Source organism: Ligilactobacillus ruminis DSM 20403 = NBRC 102161, assembly GCF_900113455.1.
Taxonomy (GTDB): Bacteria; Bacillota; Bacilli; order Lactobacillales; family Lactobacillaceae; genus Ligilactobacillus; species Ligilactobacillus ruminis.
Window position 1 is genome coordinate 1 of record NZ_FOPI01000025.1, and the last position, 21,721, is coordinate 21,721.

A 21,721-nucleotide genomic window follows, 5' to 3' on the forward strand; every position below is an offset into this window, starting at 1 on the left:
TAAAAACTCGCTGATGCGGCTGATGGGTTCCGTTCTGTTGGAAAGAAACGATGTCGTGATCTCCAAGAAAGCCATATTCAGTCCGGTAACCTACGCAAAAATGATCAAGTCCGAGACAGTTGCTGAACTCAAAAAATTGGCAGAGGAACAACAAAAACTAAGAGCTGCGTAAAGTGTATCACTCTTTCCGAAGCTGTCAAGGGAACCTCTTCGAGGTGCGCAGATGGCGCACCCTTGACAGCTCCTTCAAGAGTGATAGTGGACAGACATGGATGCATTCGCATCCCCTGCACAACTGGTGCCTGGGAAAAAATATTTTACACACAAATTAGGACTTGACTTCTAAATCTTCATTTTTTAATCTGATAACCCGACACGTTCAAAAATGTCATCAACATGACGTAAATGCCAATGATAATCAAACGCATCATCAAGCTCTTCTTTTGTAAGTCGAGCTGAAATCGTTGGATCAGCTTCAAGCAACGGACGGAACGGAACCTGCTCATCCCATGATTTTGCCGTATACGGCTGAATCAAATCGTATGCATCTTCGCGGCTCATTCCCGTGTCAATCAACTTCAACAAAACTCGACCACTGTAAATCAAACCAAACGTCCGTTTCATGTTACGTTTCATGTTTTCAGGGAAAACTGTCAGGTTCTTCAAAATATTTCCGAAACGATGCAGCATATAATCAATTAAAATCGTTGTATCGGGCAAAATGATGCGTTCTGCACTTGAATGAGAAATATCGCGTTCATGCCACAAAGCAACGTCTTCATATGCAGTCAGCATATGTCCGCGACAAACGCGTGCCAATCCGCAAATGTTTTCAGAACCGATTGGATTACGCTTATGCGGCATAGCCGAAGAGCCTTTTTGCCCCTTTGCAAAGTGTTCTTCAACTTCACGACATTCTGATTTTTGCAAACCGCGAATTTCCGTCGCAAATTCTTCAAGACTTGTCGCAATAAGAGCGAGACAAGCCAAATATTCAGCATGCAAATCACGCGGAAGAACCTGACTGGAAATTTCCTGTGCTCGAATGCCCAGCTTTTCGCAAACATACTTTTCAACGAATGGATCAATGTTTGCAAACGTTCCTACGGCACCGCTAATTTTACCGGCTTCAACACCCTTTGCAGCATGTTCAAAACGTTCCATGTTGCGTTTCATTTCAGAATACCAACGAGCAAGCTTCAACCCAAACGTTGTCGGTTCGGCATGAACACCATGAGTACGACCCATCATGACCGTGTGCTTATACTTTTTGGCTTGATCAGCTACGATTTGTGTAAAATCTTTTAAATCTTGACGCAAGATATCGTTTACCTGCTTAAGCTGATAGCCATAGGCCGTATCAACGACATCAGTACTCGTCAAGCCATAGTGAACCCACTTTTTCTCATCACCCAAAGATTCAGATACGCAACGCGTGAAGGCAATCACGTCATGGTGAGTAACGGCTTCGATTTCCTGAATGCGTTCAACGTTAAATTTAGCATTCTTTTTAAGTTTTTCAACGTCTTCTGCCGGAATATGACCAAGTTTGGACCAGGCTTCATCTGCAGCAAGTTCAACAGCAAGCCAACAATCATATTTTTTGTCATCTGTCCAAATTTCGGCCATTTCTGGACGCGTATATCGTGAAATCATTCTTTTTTGCTCCTTTGATTAATCCCAAACTGAAGTATCTTCTACTTCAGCAAGTGTTTTTTCAATATCATCAGTTAAAATTGTAACATGTCCCATCTTGCGGTCAATGCGAATTTCGCCCTTGCCGTAATCATGGAAATGCCATTGCGGCTTCTTTAAAACAAGTTTTCTGCATCCGTCAACGTGCTGCCCCAAAATATTGACCATCACGACCGAACTGAGCAAATCAATTTTGGGCATCGGCCAGTTGCAAATAGCACGATTATGAACCGCAAATTGAGAGAAATTGCATGCTTCGATTGAATAGTGTCCGGAATTATGCGGCCGCGGCGCAAGTTCATTGACATATAAGCGACCATCAGACCCAACAAACATCTCAACGCCTAAAATTCCGCAAAGATTCAATGAATTTGCAATTTTTTCGGCCATTTTCTTTGCATTCGACTGCAATTCCCCGCTCATTCTGGCAGGTACAATACTTTCATGCAAAATCTGATTGCGATGAATATTTTCGCTCACCGGAAATACAGAAATCGCTCCGTCCATGTTACGTGCAACCATCACTGAGCATTCCATTGAGAATTCGACCCATCCTTCAAGAATGCATCTTCCTTGTTCAAGCAATTCATCAGCATTTTTTAAATCTTCTCTAGTGTGAAGAACCAATTGAGACTTTCCGTCATATCCGCCTTCACAAGTTTTTAAAACGCTCGGATAACCGATTTCTTCAATGGCCGAAACAAAATCTTCTTTGCAGCTAACAGCAGCAAACGGAGCGACTTGCAGTCCATGCTCTTTAAGAAAAGTTTTCTCGCGAAGTCGATCTTTGGTAATTCTTAAAAGCTCCGTCCCTTGAGGAATCAAAACTTTGTCGGAAACATCTTCCAAAGCTTCCAAATCAACGTTTTCAAATTCATAAGTCAAGACATCGCTGCGTCTTGCCAATTCTTCGATTGCCTTCTTATCGGAATATTCAGCCACAATGCTTGAATCAGCCACCTGCGCAGCCGAGCAATCGGGATCAGGATCTAAAATAACCACTCTCATTCCCGCCTGCTTGGCAGCAAACGTCAACATTTGTCCGAGCTGTCCTCCCCCGATGATTCCAATCGTCTTACCTTGCTCAATGAGTTCAGACAAGCTGATCACCGCTTTCTGCAGCCTTGTCGTGCATTTGTTTGCGATACTCGGTCATTTTAAGCTGAATTCTCGGATTTGTGGTTCCGATAATTTCCAAAGCCAACAAAGCAGCGTTCTTGGCGCCTGAAACACCGATTGCCGTCGTAGCAACAGGTACGCCAGCCGGCATTTGCACGATCGACAATAATGAATCCATCCCACTTAAAGCATGTGACTGCACCGGCACGCCAATAACCGGCAAAACGGTATTGGCAGCAATCATTCCAGGCAAGTGAGCCGCACCGCCAGCTCCGGCAATAATGACTTTTATGCCTGCAGAAACCGCACCCTGTGCAAATTCAAACATTTCCTGCGGCATTCTGTGTGCTGAAATTACTGCTTTATCATATTTAACGCCGAATTCATCCAAAATATTGGCAGCTTCTTTCATCGTGCTCCAATCAGAGGAACTGCCCATTACAAGACTGATTTCGTTACTCATGTTGCGATACCTCCCAATTGATTTAAGCATAACAAAAAGGAAGGGTCATGTCAAAGTAAAATCGAACTATTTTAGCAAATTATAACCTAAAAATCGGCATAACGTTCGTGTTTTAATGTGATAGACTTGCTATCGATTAAAAAAAAAACGTTAATCACGTAATTTAACGGACATTCGTCCTTCCTCAAAACAGCTTGCGCATTATGCGCAAACGCTGTAACATTAGTTGGTACTCAAAACAAAGGAGTCGATTGAAATGATTACGTTAGCCGGCATCATCGGTTCTGGAAAATCAAGCCTGACCGAAATTCTTTCACGCGAATTGGGCAGCATTCCTTTTTATGAACCGGTCGAAGACAATCCCGTTCTTCCACTGTTTTACAAGGGAAACGAACTCGCTGCTAAAAAACGACAAGCAGGCGAAAAAGATGCAACTAATCCTTACGCCTATCTGCTTCAGACTTTCTTTTTAAACAGGCGTTTCATGATGATGAAAAAAGCTCTGCAATCAAGAAACAATATTCTGGATCGCTCAATTTATGAAGATGCGATGTTTATGCGAATGAATACCGAAATGGGAAATGCTACCCAAGTCGAATATTCCATCTATCAAGAACTTTTGACAAATATTTTGGAAGAATTGAACCATGTCGTTCCTTCAAACGATTATAATCTGATGATCTTGATCAAGGTTTCATATGATACGATGGTTTCAAGAATCAAAAAACGCGGTCGCGAATATGAACAAATTGAAAACGATCCTTCGCTAATCGACTATTACGGTCGTTTGCTTAAATATTATGAAGAATTTGAAAAAAACTACAATCAATCCGACATGCTTGTAATTGACGGCGATAAATTTGATTTTGTTGAAAACATCGATGATCGAAACCATATTTTAGACATGATTGAAATGAAACTGGTTGATCTTGGGAACATTGATTGCAACGAATATGAAACGCTCCGTCAGAAACGTTTGGGCTGATTATTTAATTATTAGCTTTTCCAAACAAGGAATGGTCTTAATCTGACGTAACAAAAATCGGGGCTTTGTCAAATGGTGTTGATGACCTCGAAAACTTCACTTCAGAAATGGAGTGGAGTTTTTTTGTTCCCGTCGGTTTCTCCTGCGTTTTTTTAAATTGGTACAGTTACGTATCAACACCGCCTGCGTTTCCGCTGGCGTGGATTCATGTATGAATTCCTGCCGTTGATTCGCAAAAGCTCGAACGCGCTGCGAATCAACGGTGGACGTCACGCAACGTTAGACGGAAACGAAGGTGGGAATGATAGCTTCATCTTCATTGGTATAGTTTCATTTTATAGCATTGCGAAGATATTTTGTGAATACAAAAAATGGTGTTGAAAAATCATCATCAACACCATTTAGTACAGACCCAAAATTTTTGGGTTATTTCCATTATATCAGGCGTCATGCATACAAAAAAACCGGATCAGATTTGCAATTAATTGCAAATCATCCGGTTTCTCGATTTGAGACAGAGCTTTTTCCCATCCTCATCCGGCTAGACATAATTAAAATTATTTTCCTAACAGCTGCCTGTAGCCGTTTTTTTCTCTCAAAAACATGTCTTGCGAAAGATCCTTATAAAATGCGGCTTTCGTTGTCGTATAATACGGCCAATACCAGATGAACCCGATTCCAAATGGAATTATGCAGGATAAAATGAACCAACCGGCAAAACTTAGCTGAAGCACGAAATAGTCGAGCTTATGTCCCTTCATCAGAGAACGACTAAGGGTAATATAGTCAAGAAAATTCAAATTCTCATCTTGACCGCTGTCCGTTATATCCTTATAGATATAGTAGGTCTGCGAATATGAATAAGATTTGATGATTCCAGGAACAACAAAGCACAGGGTCCATAGTACTTTGAAGATTGTCGTCAAAATGACCAAAATAATCGTACCGACAAAATATTTTTTGCAAAAAACGGCAAAAATGCCGCTGGCGGTATTGAAATCGGCTTTCTTGGTCCTCAGCCAATCAATCGTCGTAAACATTACGCCAACAGTCAGCAACGTTCCGATAATCGAAGTAACGGAGCTTCCGATGTTCGCTCCGGAACTTCCTGAAGACACGTTGCCGTTTGTTGAATCGATTGCTTCAGCAACATGCCTTGCAGAATCCGAATCAACAAACGATGCGATCAAAAAGACGCATAATCCGATCAGCGACATGCTGATGATTGATCCGACAATAGGAATGATATTGAGCAAGATTGCTTTTCCCCAGTGACCCTTGAGAAGTTCTTTTGATTCGCTTTTTAATTCGCTTCTGGTTTTCATTTAAATCCCCCTTCTCCATAAGCACCATAATACTCTACTTAAAAATAAATTTCAATCTTTAAACAATTTTTGGATTGTTTTTGGCGTCCCCGTTACAAACAATCTGATATCTTCTTCCAACGTTATATACGGATCAACATTCATCGAAAGTTGTCCATTTTTGCGATAGCCAACAACGTTCATTTTGTACTTCCTCCTGATGTTCAAATCGGACAGCGTTTTGTACAGCCAAGCTTTAGGAACGTCAATCTCAAAAATCGAATTCTCGTCATCAAGTTTGATGTAATCAAAAATATGATCAGAAATATATCTGATTGCGGACCATTCGGCAAGTTCTTTTTCGGGATAAACGACTTCATCCGCACCGTTTCGCAGCAAAAATTTGGCATGAATCCCGCGTGCGGCTCTTGAAACAACCTTTTTTGCGCCTAATTCCTTTAATAACAGCGTCGTTTCAAGCGAACTTTGAAAATCATCACCGATTGCGACAACGCACAGATCATAATCATTTACGCCAAGCGTTTTCATAAATTCCGGACTTGTCGTATCTCCAATCAACCCACGCGTAGCGTAAGGAAGTGCCACTCTGACCCTTTCTTCGTCACCGTCAACGATCATTACCTGATGACCAAGCTGATTCAGCTTTTGCGCCATATGTCTTCCAAAACGACCTGCTCCAACGATTAAAACTGATTTCAAAAAATCTTCCTCCTGTCTTTATCCAACTTGAACTTTTTCTTCCGGTTTAAGCGGATCTACGACGTGCCTTCTTGCAATCGTCGCAAAAACGAGCGTCATTCCGCCGACTCTCCCCATAAACATCAAAACAATCAAAATCAACTGCGAAAGCGTGCTTAAATGCGGCGTGATTCCAAGAGTCAATCCAACGGTAGCCACTGCAGAGGCGGTCTCAAACATGCATTTCAAAAAAGGAAGTCCTTCAATCGCACTGATAGCCATTGCGCTGATGACGCAAGTTACAAAATATAAACTGAAAATTGCTGCCGCATCAAAAATTACGCCGGTTCCGATCCTTCTGCCAAATGCAGTGGCGTCTTTTTTACGATGCAAAACAGAATGTGCAGAAATTGCCAAAACAGCAACCGTCGTCAGTTTCATCCCACCCGCAGTGGATCCCGTAGCTCCTCCGATCAGCATCAGCATAATATTCATCACGACACCATCATCGCTCAATCTATTCAAGTCGACCGTATTAAACCCCGCAGTTCTCGGGCTGACGGTCGTAAAAAGGGCTACCAAAATTCGTTCCTTTAACGGATAGTGTCCGAATTCGGCAAAAAAGAAATATAAAAACGGAATAATGATCAAAATAGCAGTTGTGGCCAAAACAAGCTTTGATTGCAAACAGTAGCGCGAAAAATGATGCTTGTTTTGGCGAACGTCTTCCCACGTGCGAAAACCTAGTCCGCCAATCAAAATCAAACTCATAATTACAAGGTTGATTGGCAAATTATCGACGTATCCAGCCAATGACGCATAAGGATGCGTTATTCCAAAAAGATCAAAACCGGCATTGCAAAATGCAGAGATCGAATGAAAAACCGCATAAAAAATACCGTGAATCCCGCCAAACTGATGCCAAAATACCGGCATCATCAGCAGAGCCCCTAAAAGCTCGCAACAAACGACCGTTCTAATGATAAAAGAGGTAAACTTGACGATTCCGCCGACATAAAAAGCAGAAATCGACTCTTGCATCACCGTTCTTTGCATCAAACCAATTTTTTTTCGACCCAACAGCGAAAATGCCATTGCAACGGTCACGATGCCAAGTCCTCCGATTTGTATCAAACATAAAATAACGCACTTTCCGAATAAGCTCCAGTATGTTGCCGTATTCTTAACGACCAGACCCGTAACGCATGTTGCCGACGTTGACGTAAACAAGGCATCTTTAAAAGACGTCGCGTTTCCGTTTGCCTGTGAAATCGGCAGCATCAGCAGTAGCGTACCTAAAAGTATCAGGCATAAAAAACCAAGAATAATTATCTGAAAAGACGTTAATCTGACTTTTTTCAAAAAACCACCCCAACATTCATTAAAGTTCATTCTACCACAAAAAAGCCCGGCTATTTTAACAAACAGCCGAGCAGCAAAAGTATTAGTTGTTTTTTCCAAGAATCCCCGGCATTTTTTCCAATGCTTGAAATGATTCCCAATATTCAACGTCGCTGATCGTCATTACCAACTCATCTTTAACATTATCCGGGAGCTTTCCGTAATTTGACCTTGAAAAACGCGGTATTAAGTATCTTTCAATCAAATCAATTCCCAACTGCTGAATATTCCCCATGAATTCCTTGTCCTTAAGCATTTTTTCGCATTCTTCCAACTCATCTGAAGAAGCTTCATTCGGGTATTCGCGCATCAAAAGAGCTTTTCCGGAAACGCTGGCTTTTGACACTTTGACCGCATACGCAAACGCTTTGCTCATGTTGACCGTCCATGCGTAATGATTGTAAGCGATAATGTACTCAAAAGCGACATTGATTGCAACTTTTTGACAAAAATCCAAAAGCTTGACATCGTCCCCGGTTCTTAATTTTTGATATCTAAATGCTCTAAGCAGCATTTCGACACAATAATCGTCAAATGCAAGTTTAAATTCGTCTCTGGCTTCATATGCTTGAGCACGCAATCGGTATGCCTCAATAAAAGCATGTTTTTTCAGCAATTGAGTTGCATATTTTATGGCATCATCATAACGAGAATAGGCAATCGCATTAAATTCGTTTTCAACATTTTTAAGCAATGCATATTCTTCGGCTGTTGGTTCATCCATTAAAGTTCTTTCGGAATTTTCGACAAAAAACGCGGCCTTTTGCTTGATTCCCGTCTCAGTCGCATATAAATCGTAACGCTCTCCGATTTTATTCAACGCATTGATTTTACGATGAAATTCTTCTAAAGGCATTTTACTGAAAATTTCGCGCATAAATCTCAGCTTCATCTGATTTTCATACCCGTCATTTATCATTGCCAACAAGTCATAGACTCGTCTTGCTCCAAGACTTATCGCTTCGTCACGAAAATCTTCGCTCCGAAAACGTGCCAGACTGACTGCGCATATTTTTTTTTCCAAGCCCTTGTCAAATTGGCTTTTAACAAACAAATCAAAATCAGCCTTAGTTTCGCTGGTCATATACAACTTAGCCGACGAAACATGGTTGATGTCATCCAACATCATCAAATATCCCAATGAGGCCAACAAATCTTCCGATTGTTTAAAAATCTTGTTTTGTTTTCGCTTAAATCCTTCTTGGCACTCTTCGCTGACGAAAAATGCCAAATACATCAAATGAACACTTGCTTCTCTTGTATCGCCTTGTCTCAGATTCAATTTGTACAACAAAAAAATCAACTCGCTGTCAATCACTTTAAACTTTCCGAACGTTTCCCGTGCCATTTTTAATGCTTCCTTATCTCGTCCGGCCTCCGTCAGCATAGAAATTATTTGAAGTGATTGTTTATATTCAAGGTCCAACATGCTGATTCACCCGTTTCCTTCTAATCGTAATATATTATTTTATTTAAGTTTAAAATAAAAATAGGCTTTTTTTGTATACATAGAATAGAAAAATATATGAACTTTACAAACTAAAAAAAGCAAGCGGGAAAGCTTGCCTTTTCATCAATTTATCAAACGATATGCAATACATGCTAAATAGCAAGCAAAACACTCATCATAACTCAAAAGATTGCATCCTAAAATTTCACTGATCCGTTTTAAGCGATACCTTACTGTATTTCGATGAACGAATAACAATTCGCTTGTCTTTTGCAAATCTCGCTGAGCATCCAACAAATAGGTGCAAAGCGTGTGCATCAATTCTTCATTTTCCTTGACCGGCTTCAAAAATCCAAGCAAATCTGAATACGTATCGGAATTATCCTCTAAACCTCTTGCGATTTTAACAACATATTCACACTTGATAAGTGAAAAGAAACGCAAATTAGGAAAAACTTTTCTCAACGCCAACCGATGCATTATTACTAACCGATACGACCGTCCAAAATCAGCCAACTCATTCATATTCGGACAATAAACGACCGTCTCGATTTGCTTCTTGACAAAATCACCATCCAACCATTCGTTGAAGACATTGTTTTCAGCCTTGTCTCTCTTATATCCTCCGCACATGACCACGATATGATCGTCAATGTGATCAATGACAACTTCTTCGTAACATTCTTTTAAGTATTCGTCAAGATTGTCGATGACTTCCTTGAAAACACCGATGGAATTAATCGAAACGATCCACATCACGTTAATTTTTTTAATGTCAATTCCAAATCTGCTCGCAACTCTTTGCGAACGATCCGACTCATTATTCAGAATCCCCCAGATTAATGAATAGTATGTAACGTTCAGACTGCTTGTTCCCCAAATATCAAGCACGTTTTCCACGACGTCCTTTGCCTGCTGCAGTTGATTGTCGGTCAACTGTCCACGTTCCTTTACAAGCCACAAATCATATCGATCTTCAGCCCATTCGTTGTTATTTTTTTCTCCGAGTTCAACTGAAAAAATTGATCCTCCACATATTTTTTCAGTTCCGTTGATTGATTCAGCCAGATTCAATTCAGAATTTCTTGGCCACCTTGCGCTATACTCTATTTCGTTTCTCCCGTTCGTGATGACAACGTTTGAATTTAAGGCATCAGCCAACATTTTAAGTGCCGTTTCAATCGTTTGCGACCATTTCGGAACTTCTGAAAGTTTCCACATGATAAGCGGTTCAAATTCAGAGTTTCGATATTCAAAAAGCATTTGAGATATTTCGGTAACGGCTTCATTGAAACGAATATTCGTATTATTCACAGGCATTTGAATAATTGCAAAATTAATCTCATTTGCCGTTTGAAGAAAAGAATCATCTAAACGAGGAACGAAAACGCCCACGTAATAAACAATGATGCCGACAGCGCCCAAATCATGCATTCCCTTGATTAATTCGCACTGCTTTTCCGGATCGTCTTTTATGGTATACAACGAAGTGATGTCCAACTCGCCCAAAAAATACTCATCCGGATTCAAAATGTTCCTTCTCACTTGACTCATATCGCATGCTTCTAAAAATGACAACGACATTACTTCTCTTTCAAGCGCCCTTTTTCCGGCAACAACAGTTGCACCTTGCAAAGACGGAAGCTTCATCAGCTCTTCAAGCTTTACTCCCAAGCAATCAACCCCTAGCTTAGCATTGTACATATTCGACATTTTAACTCTAATCCTGCTTTTTTTCAAAGCTTAATGGCTTTTAAGATTTTTGAACATTCTTTATAATTTCTTATGAAAAGTAGGCTGAAAAAGGTCATTCAATGGTGTACAATGATAACATGGTGTTTTGTATTAAGTGGACTTTATTTGTTTTAATGAATTTAAACTCGCAAGTGTTGTAGAAAGGGGGGGCATGTATTTTTGCATGCCGTTTTGAATACTTATGATAGGATATTATAATTATGCCGTGATTTTGACCTACATCAGCATGTTGATTTCATTCGGGGGGATTTCTTACGTAATTGACAATAAAATCGTCGCTGCTTGCGTGTGCTTGCTGCTTTCAGGGATTTGTGACACTTTTGACGGCAAGATTGCTCAAACTAAGGAACGTACTCAACACGAAAAGCGTTTTGGCATTCAGCTTGATTCTTTGGCTGATACGGTATGTTTCGGCGTTTTGCCTGCAACAATCATGTATCATATCGGTGGTTTCAGAAATCACGTTACGTTGACTGTTGCAGGCTTTTACGTCTTAGCTGCAATCATCCGCTTGGCATGGTTCAATGTTGACGAGGAAAAACGGCAGGATTCTGCCAGCAAATGTCGCGAATTCTATACGGGCATGCCCGTAACGGTTTCGGCATTTATTTTGCCGATTGTTCTGGCATTGGCCAACATCAGCGGAAGCTCTATGCTGATTCCCGGCACGATTACGTTGTTGGTGCTCGCGTTTGCTTTTATAGCACCAATCAAGGTTCCCAAACTGAATTTTTCAATCGGTCATCAAAAAAATAACGAACAGGAAGATCATAGTGAATAATAATCCCAATAATTCTTTCATAACTTTTTTATATCAGACCGCTGCCGGACGCATGATTCTAAAGGGAATCATGAAGTCCGGCGTTTTGAAGGCGGCTGAAAAATATGCCAAATCAGAATCGTCCAAACACCTTATTCCTTGGTTTATTTCTGAAAACAAAATCGACATGACCGAGTACGGAAATTATTCATATCATTCATATGCTGAATTTTTCAGCCGTCAAAAACTGAGGAAATACTCTAAAACAGATTTTTCAGACAAGCATCTTATCTCGCCGTGTGATGGCTTTTTATCAGCGTATCGCTTATCTGACGATTCTTCATTTGCAATCAAAGGGTCTCGTTACCGCGTATCTGATCTGTTAAACGATTCCGAACTGGCTAAACGTTTCAAGAACGGAATTTGTCTTGTTTTCAGGCTTGAGGCCCGTGATTATCATCGCTATTGCTATATTGATGATTGCTACCAGCATGACAGCCACTATATTGAAGGAGAACTTCACAGCGTTCAGCCGATTGCCTTGGAAAACTATCCGGTATTTGCCTTGAACAGGCGCCTTTGGAACCTGCTTGAAACAAAGAATTTCGGACCGATCGTCCAAACTGAAATCGGTGCCCTTTTAGTCGGAGGTTTCTCTAACAATCATCCAAACGGCCATTTTATCAAAGGTGAAGAAATGGGACGATTTGAGCTTCATGGATCAACAATCACGCTTTTGATCGAAAAAAACAGGATCGAACTGATCGATAATCTGGAAGCTGCTTTTAAGCATGAAATTAAAGTTCGTCAAGGAGAGTGGATCGCTAGTGCAATCAACCAATGAAAAAGAAAAGACAACCATTTTAGGCATCATTCCTAGATATGCTGCTCTTCCGCTCTTGATTGTCGTTGCATGGAATATGTGTGTTTACTTTGGAAACCGCATCTTTTCATCAAATCTTTATCACTATGATTTTACGACGTCACTAGATGAAAAAATTCCTTTAATTCCATGGACCATCGTGATTTACTTAGGTTGTTACCTTTTTTGGATCATCAACTACATCTTAAGCTGTCGAGACAATAGGGAGAAGGCCCTGCGCTTCACAAGTGCTGATGTAATTGGCAAAACGGTCTGTCTTCTATTTTACGTCTTCTTGCCGACTACGAACGTCAGACCTGAAATTGTCGGTAATGACGTCTTTTCCCAAATGATGAATTGGTTGTACGGGACCGATGCGGCAGACAATTTGTTGCCTTCAATTCACTGTTTCGTCAGTTGGATGTGCTTTATCGGTGTAAGAAATTCGCCAAAAGTCCCTTCTTGGTGGAAGGAAGCATCATTTGCCATTGCAATTGCCATCTGCATCTCAACTTTGACAACCAAACAGCATATTCTGATTGACGTCTTTTCGGGTGTCCTGCTTGCAGAAATTTGCTATGCATTGGCAGATAAATTTCCTGTCTTGACTAAACTTCCGGTAATTTGAAAACATACGACAAAGGGTCCGTGCCATGTGGCATGGACCCTTTTTGTACCGTATTTTGGGTCTATACTAAATGGTGTTGATGATGATTTTTCAACACCATTTTTTGTATTCACAAAATATCTTCGCAATGCTATAAAATGAAACTATACAAATGCAGCTGAATCTATCATTCCCACCTTCGTTTCCGTCTAACGTCGCGTGACATCCACGCCAGTGGAAACGCAGGCGGTGTTGATACGTAACTGTACCAATTTGAAAAAACACAGGAGAAACCGACGGGAACAAAAAAACTCCACTCCATTTCTGAAGTGAAGTTTTCGAGGTCATCAACACCATTTGACAAAGACCCTTTATTTCAAAGGTTTCGATATTTTGAGAAAGCCGTGATGTCGGAAAAAAAACGAAAGCACCTTGCGATGCTTTCGTTCCCGTTCTTAAAATATCACTTGGCATATTCAACTGCACGTGTTTCACGAATGACAGTAACTTTGATATGTCCCGGATATTCAAGTTCATCTTCGATTTTATTTTTGATATCGCGTGCAAGAACAACTGCACCGTTATCGCTGACTTCATTTGGCTCAACAATAACGCGGACTTCACGCCCTGCTTGAATGGCATAGCTCTTCTTGACACCATTAAATTCGTTGGAAATATTTTCCAATTTCTCAAGACGGTGGATATAGTTTTCCAAAGACTCGCTGCGAGCGCCTGGACGTGCAGCCGAGATTGCATCTGCTGCAGCGACCAAAACGGCAATGACCGTTTTAGGTTCAACATCACCGTGATGAGACGCAATCGTATTTACGATTGTCTCATTTTCATGATACTTCTTGGCCAATTCGACCCCGATTTCAACGTGAGAACCGTCAACTTCGTGATCAACGGCCTTCCCGATATCGTGTAATAATCCTGCGCGTTTCGCTAATGTAACATCTTCACCTAATTCAGCAGCAAGAACACCCGAAATTTTCGCAACTTCAATCGAGTGTTCCAAAACGTTTTGACCATAGCTCGTTCGATAATTCAAACGGCCGACAGTCTTGATCATATCCGGTTGCATCGAATGAATTCCAAGGTCAAAGATTGTCTCTTCACCTTTTTCTCTGATTCGAACATCCATCTCTTTAGTAGCCTTTTCGACCATTTCTTCAATTCTTGCCGGATGAATCCGTCCGTCTTGAATCAGCTTCTCAAGGGCCATTTTTGCGATTTCTCGACGAACGGGATCAAATCCGCTCAACACTACCGCTTCCGGAGTATCATCAATAATCAAGTCGATTCCTGTCAGAGTTTCCAATGTCCGAATATTTCGACCTTCTCGACCAATAATTCGACCTTTCATTTCATCATTTGGAAGACTGACAACCGAAACGGTCGTCTCCGAAACCATGTCTGCCGCACTGCGCTGAATTGCTTGAGCAATCAGATCCTTTGCAGTTCGATCTGCCTGTGCTTTAGCTTCATTTTCGCTGTCTTTAATCATTACGGCTAACTCATGAGCAAGACTTGATTTTGTTTCCTTTAAAATCAAATCCTTTGCCTGTTCCTTGGTCAAAGCAGCGATTTCCTCAAGCTTAGTCTCTTGCTGTTTTTCAAGCGAAGCAATTTTTTGACGTTTGGCCTCTAGTCGTTGCTGTTCAGAATTCAACTGGCCTTCTTTCTTTTCAATCGCATGCTCGCGCTTTTCTAAAGTATTGTCTTTGCGATCAATATTTTCTTCACGAGCAAGCAATCTGTTTTCTTGCTTTTGAACTTCCGAACGGCGAACCTTCAATTCGTCTTCGACTTCGCTACGATAGCGTTGACTCTCATCTTTAGCCTCTAACAAGGCTTCCTTTTTTTGAGCCGCTGCTTCTTTTCTAGCATTGTCCAAAATCCCGTTGGCCGTTTTAGTGGCGGCATCAAGAGACTTTTCATAGCTTTTCTTCCGATAAGCAAAGCCAAACACGAACCCAAGCATCAATGTTACAATCGCGATTACGAGGATGACAAGCATATTTTCCAAATTTTGCCCCTCCGTCATCGTTTCAAGAATTGATTATTATCTTGTTGTGTTTTTATTAAGATGTTAAAAATGTTTCTACGCACAATAATATTCTAATGTTTTTCAGTGGTGTATGTCAATGCTTATTAGAAAAACAGGTTGCGCGAATGCAAAGAAAAAGCAATCTCAAATAAATAAATGTCACTTTCTTACTATTACCGAATTTATTGATTAACAAATTCAATCTACGTCTAAACACAAAAAATGTTAAATTAATGAAAAAAGCTTTTACCGATTCTAAAATCAGTAAAAGCAAATAAGTTTTTCCGAACGAATGTCAGAAACTACTTTGTACTGTCTTCAACTTTTTTTGATGATTTAGCAGCCGACTTTGTCCCTTTGTCATCATCAATTTTCAATTCAAGCTGCTCATCATCCTGCTTATCATCAATTCCGTATGCTGCTCTGACTTTCTTCGTAACTTCTTCCATGATATCCGGATGTTCTTTCATATATTTCTTTGCGTTTTCACGCCCTTGACCAATGCGTTCTTCACCATATGAGAACCACGAACCGCTCTTCTTGACGATTTCCTTTTCAACTGCCATATCAATCAATTCACCGGTCTTGGAAATCCCTTCACCATACATGATATCAACTTCAGCCGTCTTGAACGGAGGCGCAACCTTATTTTTGACAACCTTGATACGAACACGATTCCCAATAATATCTGATCCGTCTTTGATCTGTTCAGCACGGCGCACTTCTAAACGTACCGTCGAATAAAACTTCAATGCACGACCGCCAGGAGTTGTCTCAGGATTGCCAAACATGACGCCGACCTTTTCACGAATCTGGTTTATGAACAAAGCAATCGTCTTGGTTTTATTGATTGTGCCGGAAAGTTTTCGTAAAGCTTGCGACATCAAACGTGCTTGCAATCCCACGTGCGTATCGCCCATTTCGCCTTCAATTTCTGCTCGTGGAACCAAAGCAGCGACCGAATCGACAACAACTATGTCAATCGCACCGGATGAAACCAATGCGTCACAAATCTCAAGTCCCTGTTCTCCCGTGTCAGGCTGCGACAGCAATAATTCATCGATATTAACACCCAATGCCTGTGCATAAGCAGGATCAAGAGCATTTTCAGCATCAATGTAAGCTGCAGTTCCGCCTCGTTTTTGAACTTCAGCAACTGCATGCAATGCAACAGTTGTCTTACCAGAACTTTCAGGACCGTAGATTTCAACAATCCTCCCACGTGGGAAACCGCCGACTCCCAACGCTTCATCCAACGAAAGCGAGCCAGTTGGCACGGTCGAAATCCTGGTATCAGCTTTATCGCCCATCCTCATAATAGAACCTTTGCCAAAATTTTTTTCAATTTTCTTAAGAGCATTATCTAATGCCGCTTTTCTATCGTCGCTCACCGAAACCCCTCATCTCTCTTATAAATTGAACATTTGTTTTGTTTACATACCTTATGATACTTGTTTCTTTAAAAAAAAGCAAGCATATTGCGAACTAAAGTTTGATTAGCTGTTTTTTTATTATAGTTCATTGTTAATCAGGCCGAATCCGGCTAAAACGCTGCGAATGCGAACCGCATCTCGATCCCCATAAAAATGATATTCAAAAGCAGCAGTCTGCCTGTCTCGCTGCGATATCCCGATCCAAACAGTTCCTGCGGGATTTCCCTCCAACGTATCAGGCCCGGCAACGCCCGTAAATGAAACGCCAAAATCCGTATCCATTTTGATTCTTGTTCGTTCAGCCATCCACTTTGCGGTTGCTTCGCTGACGACACCGTTTTCAATAATTATTTCCTTCGGGATGTCCAACAGGTTTTCCTTGGCGGAAGCAGAATAGGTCACGAATCCGCCGGGAAAAACCTGTGAAGAACCGGCAATGTCCGTAACTGCTTTCTGGAATGAACCGCCAGTTAAACTTTCAGAAGCGGAAACCGTCAATCCTTTTTGTTTTAGTTTTTCAACGACAACCTCCGGAAGACTGTTGTCATCACCATACCCATAAAGATATTGACCCACGCGTTTCGAAATAACTTGCTCCGTTTCATCAAGAATTTCTTTTGCGCTTTCTTTTGAATCTGCCTGAGCAGTCAAACGAAGCGTAACCTCGCCAACTTTAGCGTAAGGCGCAATCGTCGGATTCGTTTGTCCGTTGATCAAGTCATCCAATTCAGTCACCAATTGTGATTCGCCAATACCGTAAAATCTCAAAACTCGTGAAAAAAGCAGATGTTCTCTTGCATAGTTTTCTTTCAATCTGTGCATTACTTGCTTGTCAAACATGGGGCGCATTTCGCTTGGAGGTCCAGGGAGCAAAATAAAGTCAGGCCCGTTTTGATTTTGATAATAGCTGCCTACCGCCATGCCGCTTTCATTTGGAAGCGAAACCGAACCCTCGAGATATTTTGCCTGCAACAGATTGTTATCGGTCATTTTCCGATTATTTTGACGATAATACTCCTCAATGGACTCTAAAGCATCCTTATCCGTCAAAAGTCCGCAATTTAAAAATTTGGCTACGGTTTGCTTCGTAAGGTCATCTTTTGTCGGCCCGAGTCCACCGGATAAAATAACCATGTCAGACCTGCCTGAAGCAATCTCCAAAGCTTGAAGCAATCTTTTTTCATTGTCCCCGACAACCGTTTTAAAATAAACGTCAATCCCCAGTTCGGCCAAACGTTGGCTGATAAACGTCGAGTTTGTATCCGTAATTTGGCCTAACAAAATTTCTGTTCCGACCGAAATAACTTCTGCATGCATTAAAATCCCACCTGTTCTTAAATACGCGAAAAAACGTTATTTCATTTTATTTTCCCGTTAATTATTTCACGGCACCGGAACTTTTTCAAGTCTGTCGCTAAAAATACAAACAGGGTCAAGAAAATTTTCTCAACCCTGCAAAATTATTTACTGAACGAATCTTCAAAAACCGCCCGGCTATTCCAAAAATAGTCAATCCCTGAGTAAACTGTAAAGAATAGGCAAATATAAAGCAAAACCTCACCAATCGGGAAATGAATATTTGTAAAAAAAACATCGTTTAAATACAGAAATATGATTGAAAACATCTGCGTAAACGTCTTGATTTTACCAGGCATTTTTGCTGCAATAACCTCACCGTCGTTTTCAACCACGATCAATCTGAGACCGGTAACCGCCAACTCGCGACAAACAATGATTGCTGCAACCCATGCCGGAACCTTGCCCATTTGAACCAAGATAACAAAAGCGGTCATAACGATCATTTTATCCGCCAACGGATCGGCAAACTTGCCAAAATTAGTCACCAGCTTATTGCGTCGCGCAATTTGACCATCAGCAAAATCCGTGATTGAAGCACATGCAAAAATAACGGCGCCAATAAACTGCGTTACCGGAATGGAAGTTCCCGCAACCATAATGCTTCCCCAATCAAGCGGAAGCAATAATACCAACATAAATAACGGTATCAATAAAATTCGAATAACCGTCAACTTATTAGGCAAATTCATAATAATCCTCCCAAATCAAAAGGTGTTTGCATCTGTAAAAGGCTTTCAGCCTTGCCATTTAATGTTACCTACTTAAGATTAAGCGTAATCGTTCTGACTGTCAACGTGTCATTTTCCTTCTTGTAATCAAACTTCTTGCCATTTAATTTAAGCGAAGTTGAATTTGAATTGCCTAAACTGATCGTAATCGTCGTCGTACTTTCCGGAAGTTCGACAGTATGGCTACCACCGTCATTCAAAGTCCCTTGCCATACTTGAGAACCGTTTGATGAAACGGAGCTCCAAGCAGCACTGCCGCTGACGGAAAGCTCCAATTTGTTCTTATCCGCTGCATTTTTAACGTCATAGACGAATTTTGAACCTTCTGAAGAAACGTTCTCAATCGTTTGCTTAGTTGAAGCTGCTGACTTCTTTTTAGCAGACGGCGTTTTTGAACTTGCGGTTTTTTTAGCAGAAGACGTGCTTGCAGACGATTTCTCTTTCTTGACATCAGATGAAACCGAAACCGTCTGACTTGAAGAACTTTGAGACTCGGTATTTTTGCTGTGATTGCCCCAAGCAACGACATAAATCGTTCCAAGGATTGCAACGACGACAATCACGATAATGATCGTTGGCAAATAGTTCATCAATTTGCCCAAAAAGTCATTCTTTTCTGCCTGTTCGATTCTAACCGCCTCTGTCCTCGTCGTCGTCTCATGAGCAACCGGAGTTTCAGCTTTGATCCCCGTTTTTTCTTCGAGCTGTGCAAGCAACTCATCGCCATCCAAGTCAACGACCTTGGCATACTGCTGAATAAAAGCTCGCACGTAAAAGTCACCTGGCAGCGCATCAAAGTTTTCAGCTTCAATTGCAATCAAGTATCTCTTTTGAATCTTTGTTGTCTGTTGCAGATCGTCAAGCGTTAAGCCTTTCTTTTCTCTAGCTTCTTTTAAAGTTTGTCCAATCCCATTCATTGAAATCTCTCCAGTATTTTTCGTAATGATTGTGAAAATATTTGAAAACTCAATCCACTAATAATTATAACATATTTTATCAACTAAAAATGATAAGAAAACCTTTATTTTAGCCATCCTCCGGTCGCATACAGCGTCTGACCCGTCAGATACCCTGCTTTTTCGCTTAAAAGTACCAAAACCCAGTAGCTGATTTCGTCAGGAGATGCAAATCGTCCGATCGGAATTTCAGCATCGATATCTGCTTTTTCGCTTTCAGAAAAAATCTTGTTCATCTGGGTGTCAACAGCACCGGGCGCAACAACGTTAACCGTTATCCCCAACGATGCGACTTCTTTCGCATATGCCCTTGAAAATGCACTCAAAGCACCTTTAACCGTGCTGTAACCGACTTCCATCGCACTGCCCGCACCGCCATAAACGGAGCCGACAAAAACAATGCGACCGAATTCAGACTCAGCAAGCTTATCCTGGAGCGACTGAACGATTCTAAGCGGGGTTCTGAGCTGCATCGTAATCATCATATCCAAATTGTTTGGCGATAACTCTGAAAAAAGGCCATAGTAAGTCGTCCCTTCCGAAAAAACAACCGCATTCAGCTTTCCGAAAATTGAATCGCAGATTTTGGAAATATTGTCCGCATCCGTCATATCGTATTGCAAAGTGATGAAATCCTGTTTTGGATGCTTTTTGGTAAGTTTTTGGGAAATTTCATCTATCTTTTCGCGATTTTGATAATAATGAAGATAAAGCGACCAGCCTGCATCTGCCAAATCTTCCGCAACTTTTGAGCCAATATCTCCCGATGCTCCAAAAATCAATGCCCACTTCACGCTTCTTCCCCCTTTGGAAGAATTTGATAAACGCTGACAGCTTCGGATCTGATGAATGATTCGGCCGTTTTCTCGACGTCTTTCAAAGTCATCTTTTCAAGCAGCGGAACGATATCAAAAATCGTTGCATAGTCAAACAGGCTTCCTTCATAGCGATTGGCGATATTTTCAAGCGAATTCATTGCCGAAATGCTGCGCCCGATCAGCTCACGTTTGGCAAGCTCGAATCTTTCCTCTGCATTTTCCAAAATTTTCTGAGCATTTTCAGCAATCCCGATGATCGAATTTGAAAAGTCTTGCGGAAATTCCGTATCGCTTGACATCGTCACAAAATGAAATCCTCGCTCAACCGTAACGTCATAACTGAAACTATCATCCAAAATGCCCTTGTTGTATAATTCAAGGTACTGTTCAGACGTTTCGTCATACAGCAAATACATCAGCATTTCCAAGGAAAGCTTATAAAAAAGTCCGTCTCTTCCTCCCGGAACGTCATCCAAACCTTTGATTCCGACGATGGCTGCAGGTCTTTGAACGTTTAGCTCATTCATCCGATACGGGATGACGTCTTTTCCTTCTTTATCGGTTGAAAAAGCTGCTCTCGTAATTTCAAACGGAGCATCAAACGTTTTGTTTGCTTGATTTTTTTGAATAAGATCCAATACCTTGTCCTGATTGAATCCTCCGACCAAAAAAAGATTCATGTTGCTTGGTTGATAAAAAGTCCTGTAACAAGAGTATAGATCATCAGGGGTAATCTGCGCAATCGAATCAACCGTCCCCGCAATATCGCTTGCTAACGGATCTTCAGGATACAAATTCCCGATTATGCCGAAATAAAGCTGCCAACTCGGGTCATCGTCATACATTTTAATTTCTTGACCAATGATTCCGCGCTCTTTTTCAATCGTTTTTTCAGAAAAATAAGGTTCTTGAACGAAATCCAATAAAATCTCGATGCACTTGTCAACGTTTCGAGTTGCAGAAAACAAATAGCTCGTTCTCGTAAAACTTGTAAAAGCATTGGAGGATGCGCCATACTGTCCAAAAAGATCAAAAGCATCATGATCTTGTTTTTCAAACATCTTATGCTCCAAAAAATGCGCAATCCCGTCCGGAACTTTGATCAATTCTTCTTTGCCATACGGAATGAACGTATTGTCGATTGAGCCGTAATCCGTTGTCAAAACACCATATGTTTTATGAAAATTCTTTCGAGGCAACAAATTAACGCGCAATCCGTTGGCAAGAACAGTGGTATAAAGAACCTCATTGTACCGCGGATAATTTATCTCTTCCAC

The 21,721-nt window shown here is 41.1% G+C and carries 19 protein-coding genes; 4 read left to right on the forward strand and 15 right to left on the reverse strand.

Annotation, left to right across the window (positions count from 1 at the left end):
• Nucleotides 1–357 precede the first annotated feature (357 nt).
• The 3 genes from purB to purE are packed head-to-tail and all read right to left on the reverse strand — an operon-like array spanning nucleotide 358 to nucleotide 3,277.
• Entirely contained in the window at nucleotides 358–1,656 is a 1,299-nt protein-coding gene (gene purB / locus BMZ95_RS07720) for an adenylosuccinate lyase (RefSeq protein WP_046922409.1), read from the reverse strand.
• An 18-nt stretch (nucleotides 1,657–1,674) separates the two neighbouring features.
• Nucleotides 1,675–2,796 carry a 5-(carboxyamino)imidazole ribonucleotide synthase gene (purK, locus tag BMZ95_RS07725; protein WP_046922413.1) on the reverse strand — a complete coding sequence of 374 codons (1,122 nt, stop codon included), beginning with the start codon at nucleotides 2,794–2,796 and terminating at the stop codon, nucleotides 1,675–1,677.
• Nucleotides 2,789–3,277 carry a 5-(carboxyamino)imidazole ribonucleotide mutase gene (gene purE / locus BMZ95_RS07730; RefSeq protein WP_014073592.1) on the reverse strand — a complete coding sequence of 163 codons (489 nt, stop codon included), beginning with the start codon at nucleotides 3,275–3,277 and terminating at the stop codon, nucleotides 2,789–2,791. Before purE ends, purK begins: the two co-directional genes overlap by 8 nt.
• A 256-nt stretch (nucleotides 3,278–3,533) precedes the next feature.
• On the opposite strand from purE, the gene BMZ95_RS07735 reads away from it, so the two are divergent.
• Nucleotides 3,534–4,262 (forward strand): deoxynucleoside kinase, encoded by a 729-nt coding sequence (locus BMZ95_RS07735; RefSeq protein ID WP_039121359.1) that lies wholly within the window; start codon nucleotides 3,534–3,536, stop codon nucleotides 4,260–4,262.
• A gap of 557 nt (nucleotides 4,263–4,819) precedes the next feature.
• Here the strand turns inward: BMZ95_RS07735 and BMZ95_RS07745 are convergent.
• The 5 genes from BMZ95_RS07745 to BMZ95_RS07765 form a co-directional block, all read right to left on the reverse strand.
• Nucleotides 4,820–5,587: a DUF975 family protein gene (locus BMZ95_RS07745; protein ID WP_046922408.1), complete on the reverse strand. Its 768-nt coding sequence runs from the start codon at nucleotides 5,585–5,587 to the stop codon at nucleotides 4,820–4,822.
• Between the two features lie 51 nt (nucleotides 5,588–5,638).
• Entirely contained in the window at nucleotides 5,639–6,286 is a 648-nt protein-coding gene (locus BMZ95_RS07750) for a potassium channel family protein (protein ID WP_014073595.1), read from the reverse strand.
• A gap of 18 nt (nucleotides 6,287–6,304) precedes the next feature.
• A complete protein-coding gene (locus BMZ95_RS07755; protein ID WP_225354946.1) occupies nucleotides 6,305–7,627 on the reverse strand; it encodes a TrkH family potassium uptake protein in 1,323 nt (440 codons plus the stop codon).
• A gap of 82 nt (nucleotides 7,628–7,709) precedes the next feature.
• A complete protein-coding gene (locus BMZ95_RS07760; protein WP_225354947.1) occupies nucleotides 7,710–9,014 on the reverse strand; it encodes a hypothetical protein in 1,305 nt (434 codons plus the stop codon).
• Between the two features lie 225 nt (nucleotides 9,015–9,239).
• Nucleotides 9,240–10,829 (reverse strand): PucR family transcriptional regulator, encoded by a 1,590-nt coding sequence (locus tag BMZ95_RS07765; RefSeq protein ID WP_143454986.1) that lies wholly within the window; start codon nucleotides 10,827–10,829, stop codon nucleotides 9,240–9,242.
• 223 nt (nucleotides 10,830–11,052) lie between these two features.
• Between BMZ95_RS07765 and BMZ95_RS07770 the strand changes: the two genes are divergently transcribed.
• Genes BMZ95_RS07770 through BMZ95_RS07780 form a run of 3 tightly spaced genes read left to right on the forward strand, consistent with a single transcriptional unit; the run spans nucleotide 11,053 to nucleotide 13,121 of the window.
• A complete protein-coding gene (locus BMZ95_RS07770; RefSeq protein WP_014073300.1) occupies nucleotides 11,053–11,652 on the forward strand; it encodes a CDP-alcohol phosphatidyltransferase family protein in 600 nt (199 codons plus the stop codon).
• Nucleotides 11,645–12,475 carry a phosphatidylserine decarboxylase gene (locus BMZ95_RS07775; RefSeq protein ID WP_046922406.1) on the forward strand — a complete coding sequence of 277 codons (831 nt, stop codon included), beginning with the start codon at nucleotides 11,645–11,647 and terminating at the stop codon, nucleotides 12,473–12,475. Before BMZ95_RS07770 ends, BMZ95_RS07775 begins: the two co-directional genes overlap by 8 nt.
• A complete protein-coding gene (locus tag BMZ95_RS07780; protein WP_014073299.1) occupies nucleotides 12,459–13,121 on the forward strand; it encodes a phosphatase PAP2 family protein in 663 nt (220 codons plus the stop codon). Before BMZ95_RS07775 ends, BMZ95_RS07780 begins: the two co-directional genes overlap by 17 nt.
• 442 nt (nucleotides 13,122–13,563) lie before the next feature.
• Here the strand turns inward: BMZ95_RS07780 and rny are convergent, their stop codons facing one another.
• The 7 genes from rny to yfmH form a co-directional block, all read right to left on the reverse strand.
• The gene (gene rny, locus BMZ95_RS07790; RefSeq protein WP_404802670.1) at nucleotides 13,564–15,120 is read right to left on the reverse strand and encodes a ribonuclease Y; all 1,557 of its coding nucleotides are present in this window, start codon (nucleotides 15,118–15,120) and stop codon (nucleotides 13,564–13,566) included.
• A gap of 332 nt (nucleotides 15,121–15,452) precedes the next feature.
• Entirely contained in the window at nucleotides 15,453–16,541 is a 1,089-nt protein-coding gene (gene recA, locus BMZ95_RS07795) for a recombinase RecA (RefSeq protein WP_014073289.1), read from the reverse strand.
• Between the two features lie 120 nt (nucleotides 16,542–16,661).
• Entirely contained in the window at nucleotides 16,662–17,900 is a 1,239-nt protein-coding gene (locus BMZ95_RS07800; RefSeq protein ID WP_014073288.1) for a competence/damage-inducible protein A, read from the reverse strand.
• 143 nt (nucleotides 17,901–18,043) lie between these two features.
• A complete protein-coding gene (pgsA, locus tag BMZ95_RS07805) occupies nucleotides 18,044–18,631 on the reverse strand; it encodes a CDP-diacylglycerol--glycerol-3-phosphate 3-phosphatidyltransferase (protein WP_014073287.1) in 588 nt (195 codons plus the stop codon).
• Nucleotides 18,632–18,699: 68 nt separating this feature from the next.
• On the reverse strand, nucleotides 18,700–19,587 hold the full coding sequence (locus BMZ95_RS07810; RefSeq protein ID WP_014073286.1) for a helix-turn-helix domain-containing protein: 888 nt from the start codon (nucleotides 19,585–19,587) through the stop codon (nucleotides 18,700–18,702).
• Nucleotides 19,588–19,691: 104 nt separating this feature from the next.
• Nucleotides 19,692–20,420: an elongation factor P 5-aminopentanone reductase gene (ymfI, locus tag BMZ95_RS07815; protein WP_046922404.1), complete on the reverse strand. Its 729-nt coding sequence runs from the start codon at nucleotides 20,418–20,420 to the stop codon at nucleotides 19,692–19,694.
• Entirely contained in the window at nucleotides 20,417–21,721 is a 1,305-nt protein-coding gene (yfmH, locus tag BMZ95_RS07820; RefSeq protein WP_046922403.1) for an EF-P 5-aminopentanol modification-associated protein YfmH, read from the reverse strand. Before yfmH ends, ymfI begins: the two co-directional genes overlap by 4 nt.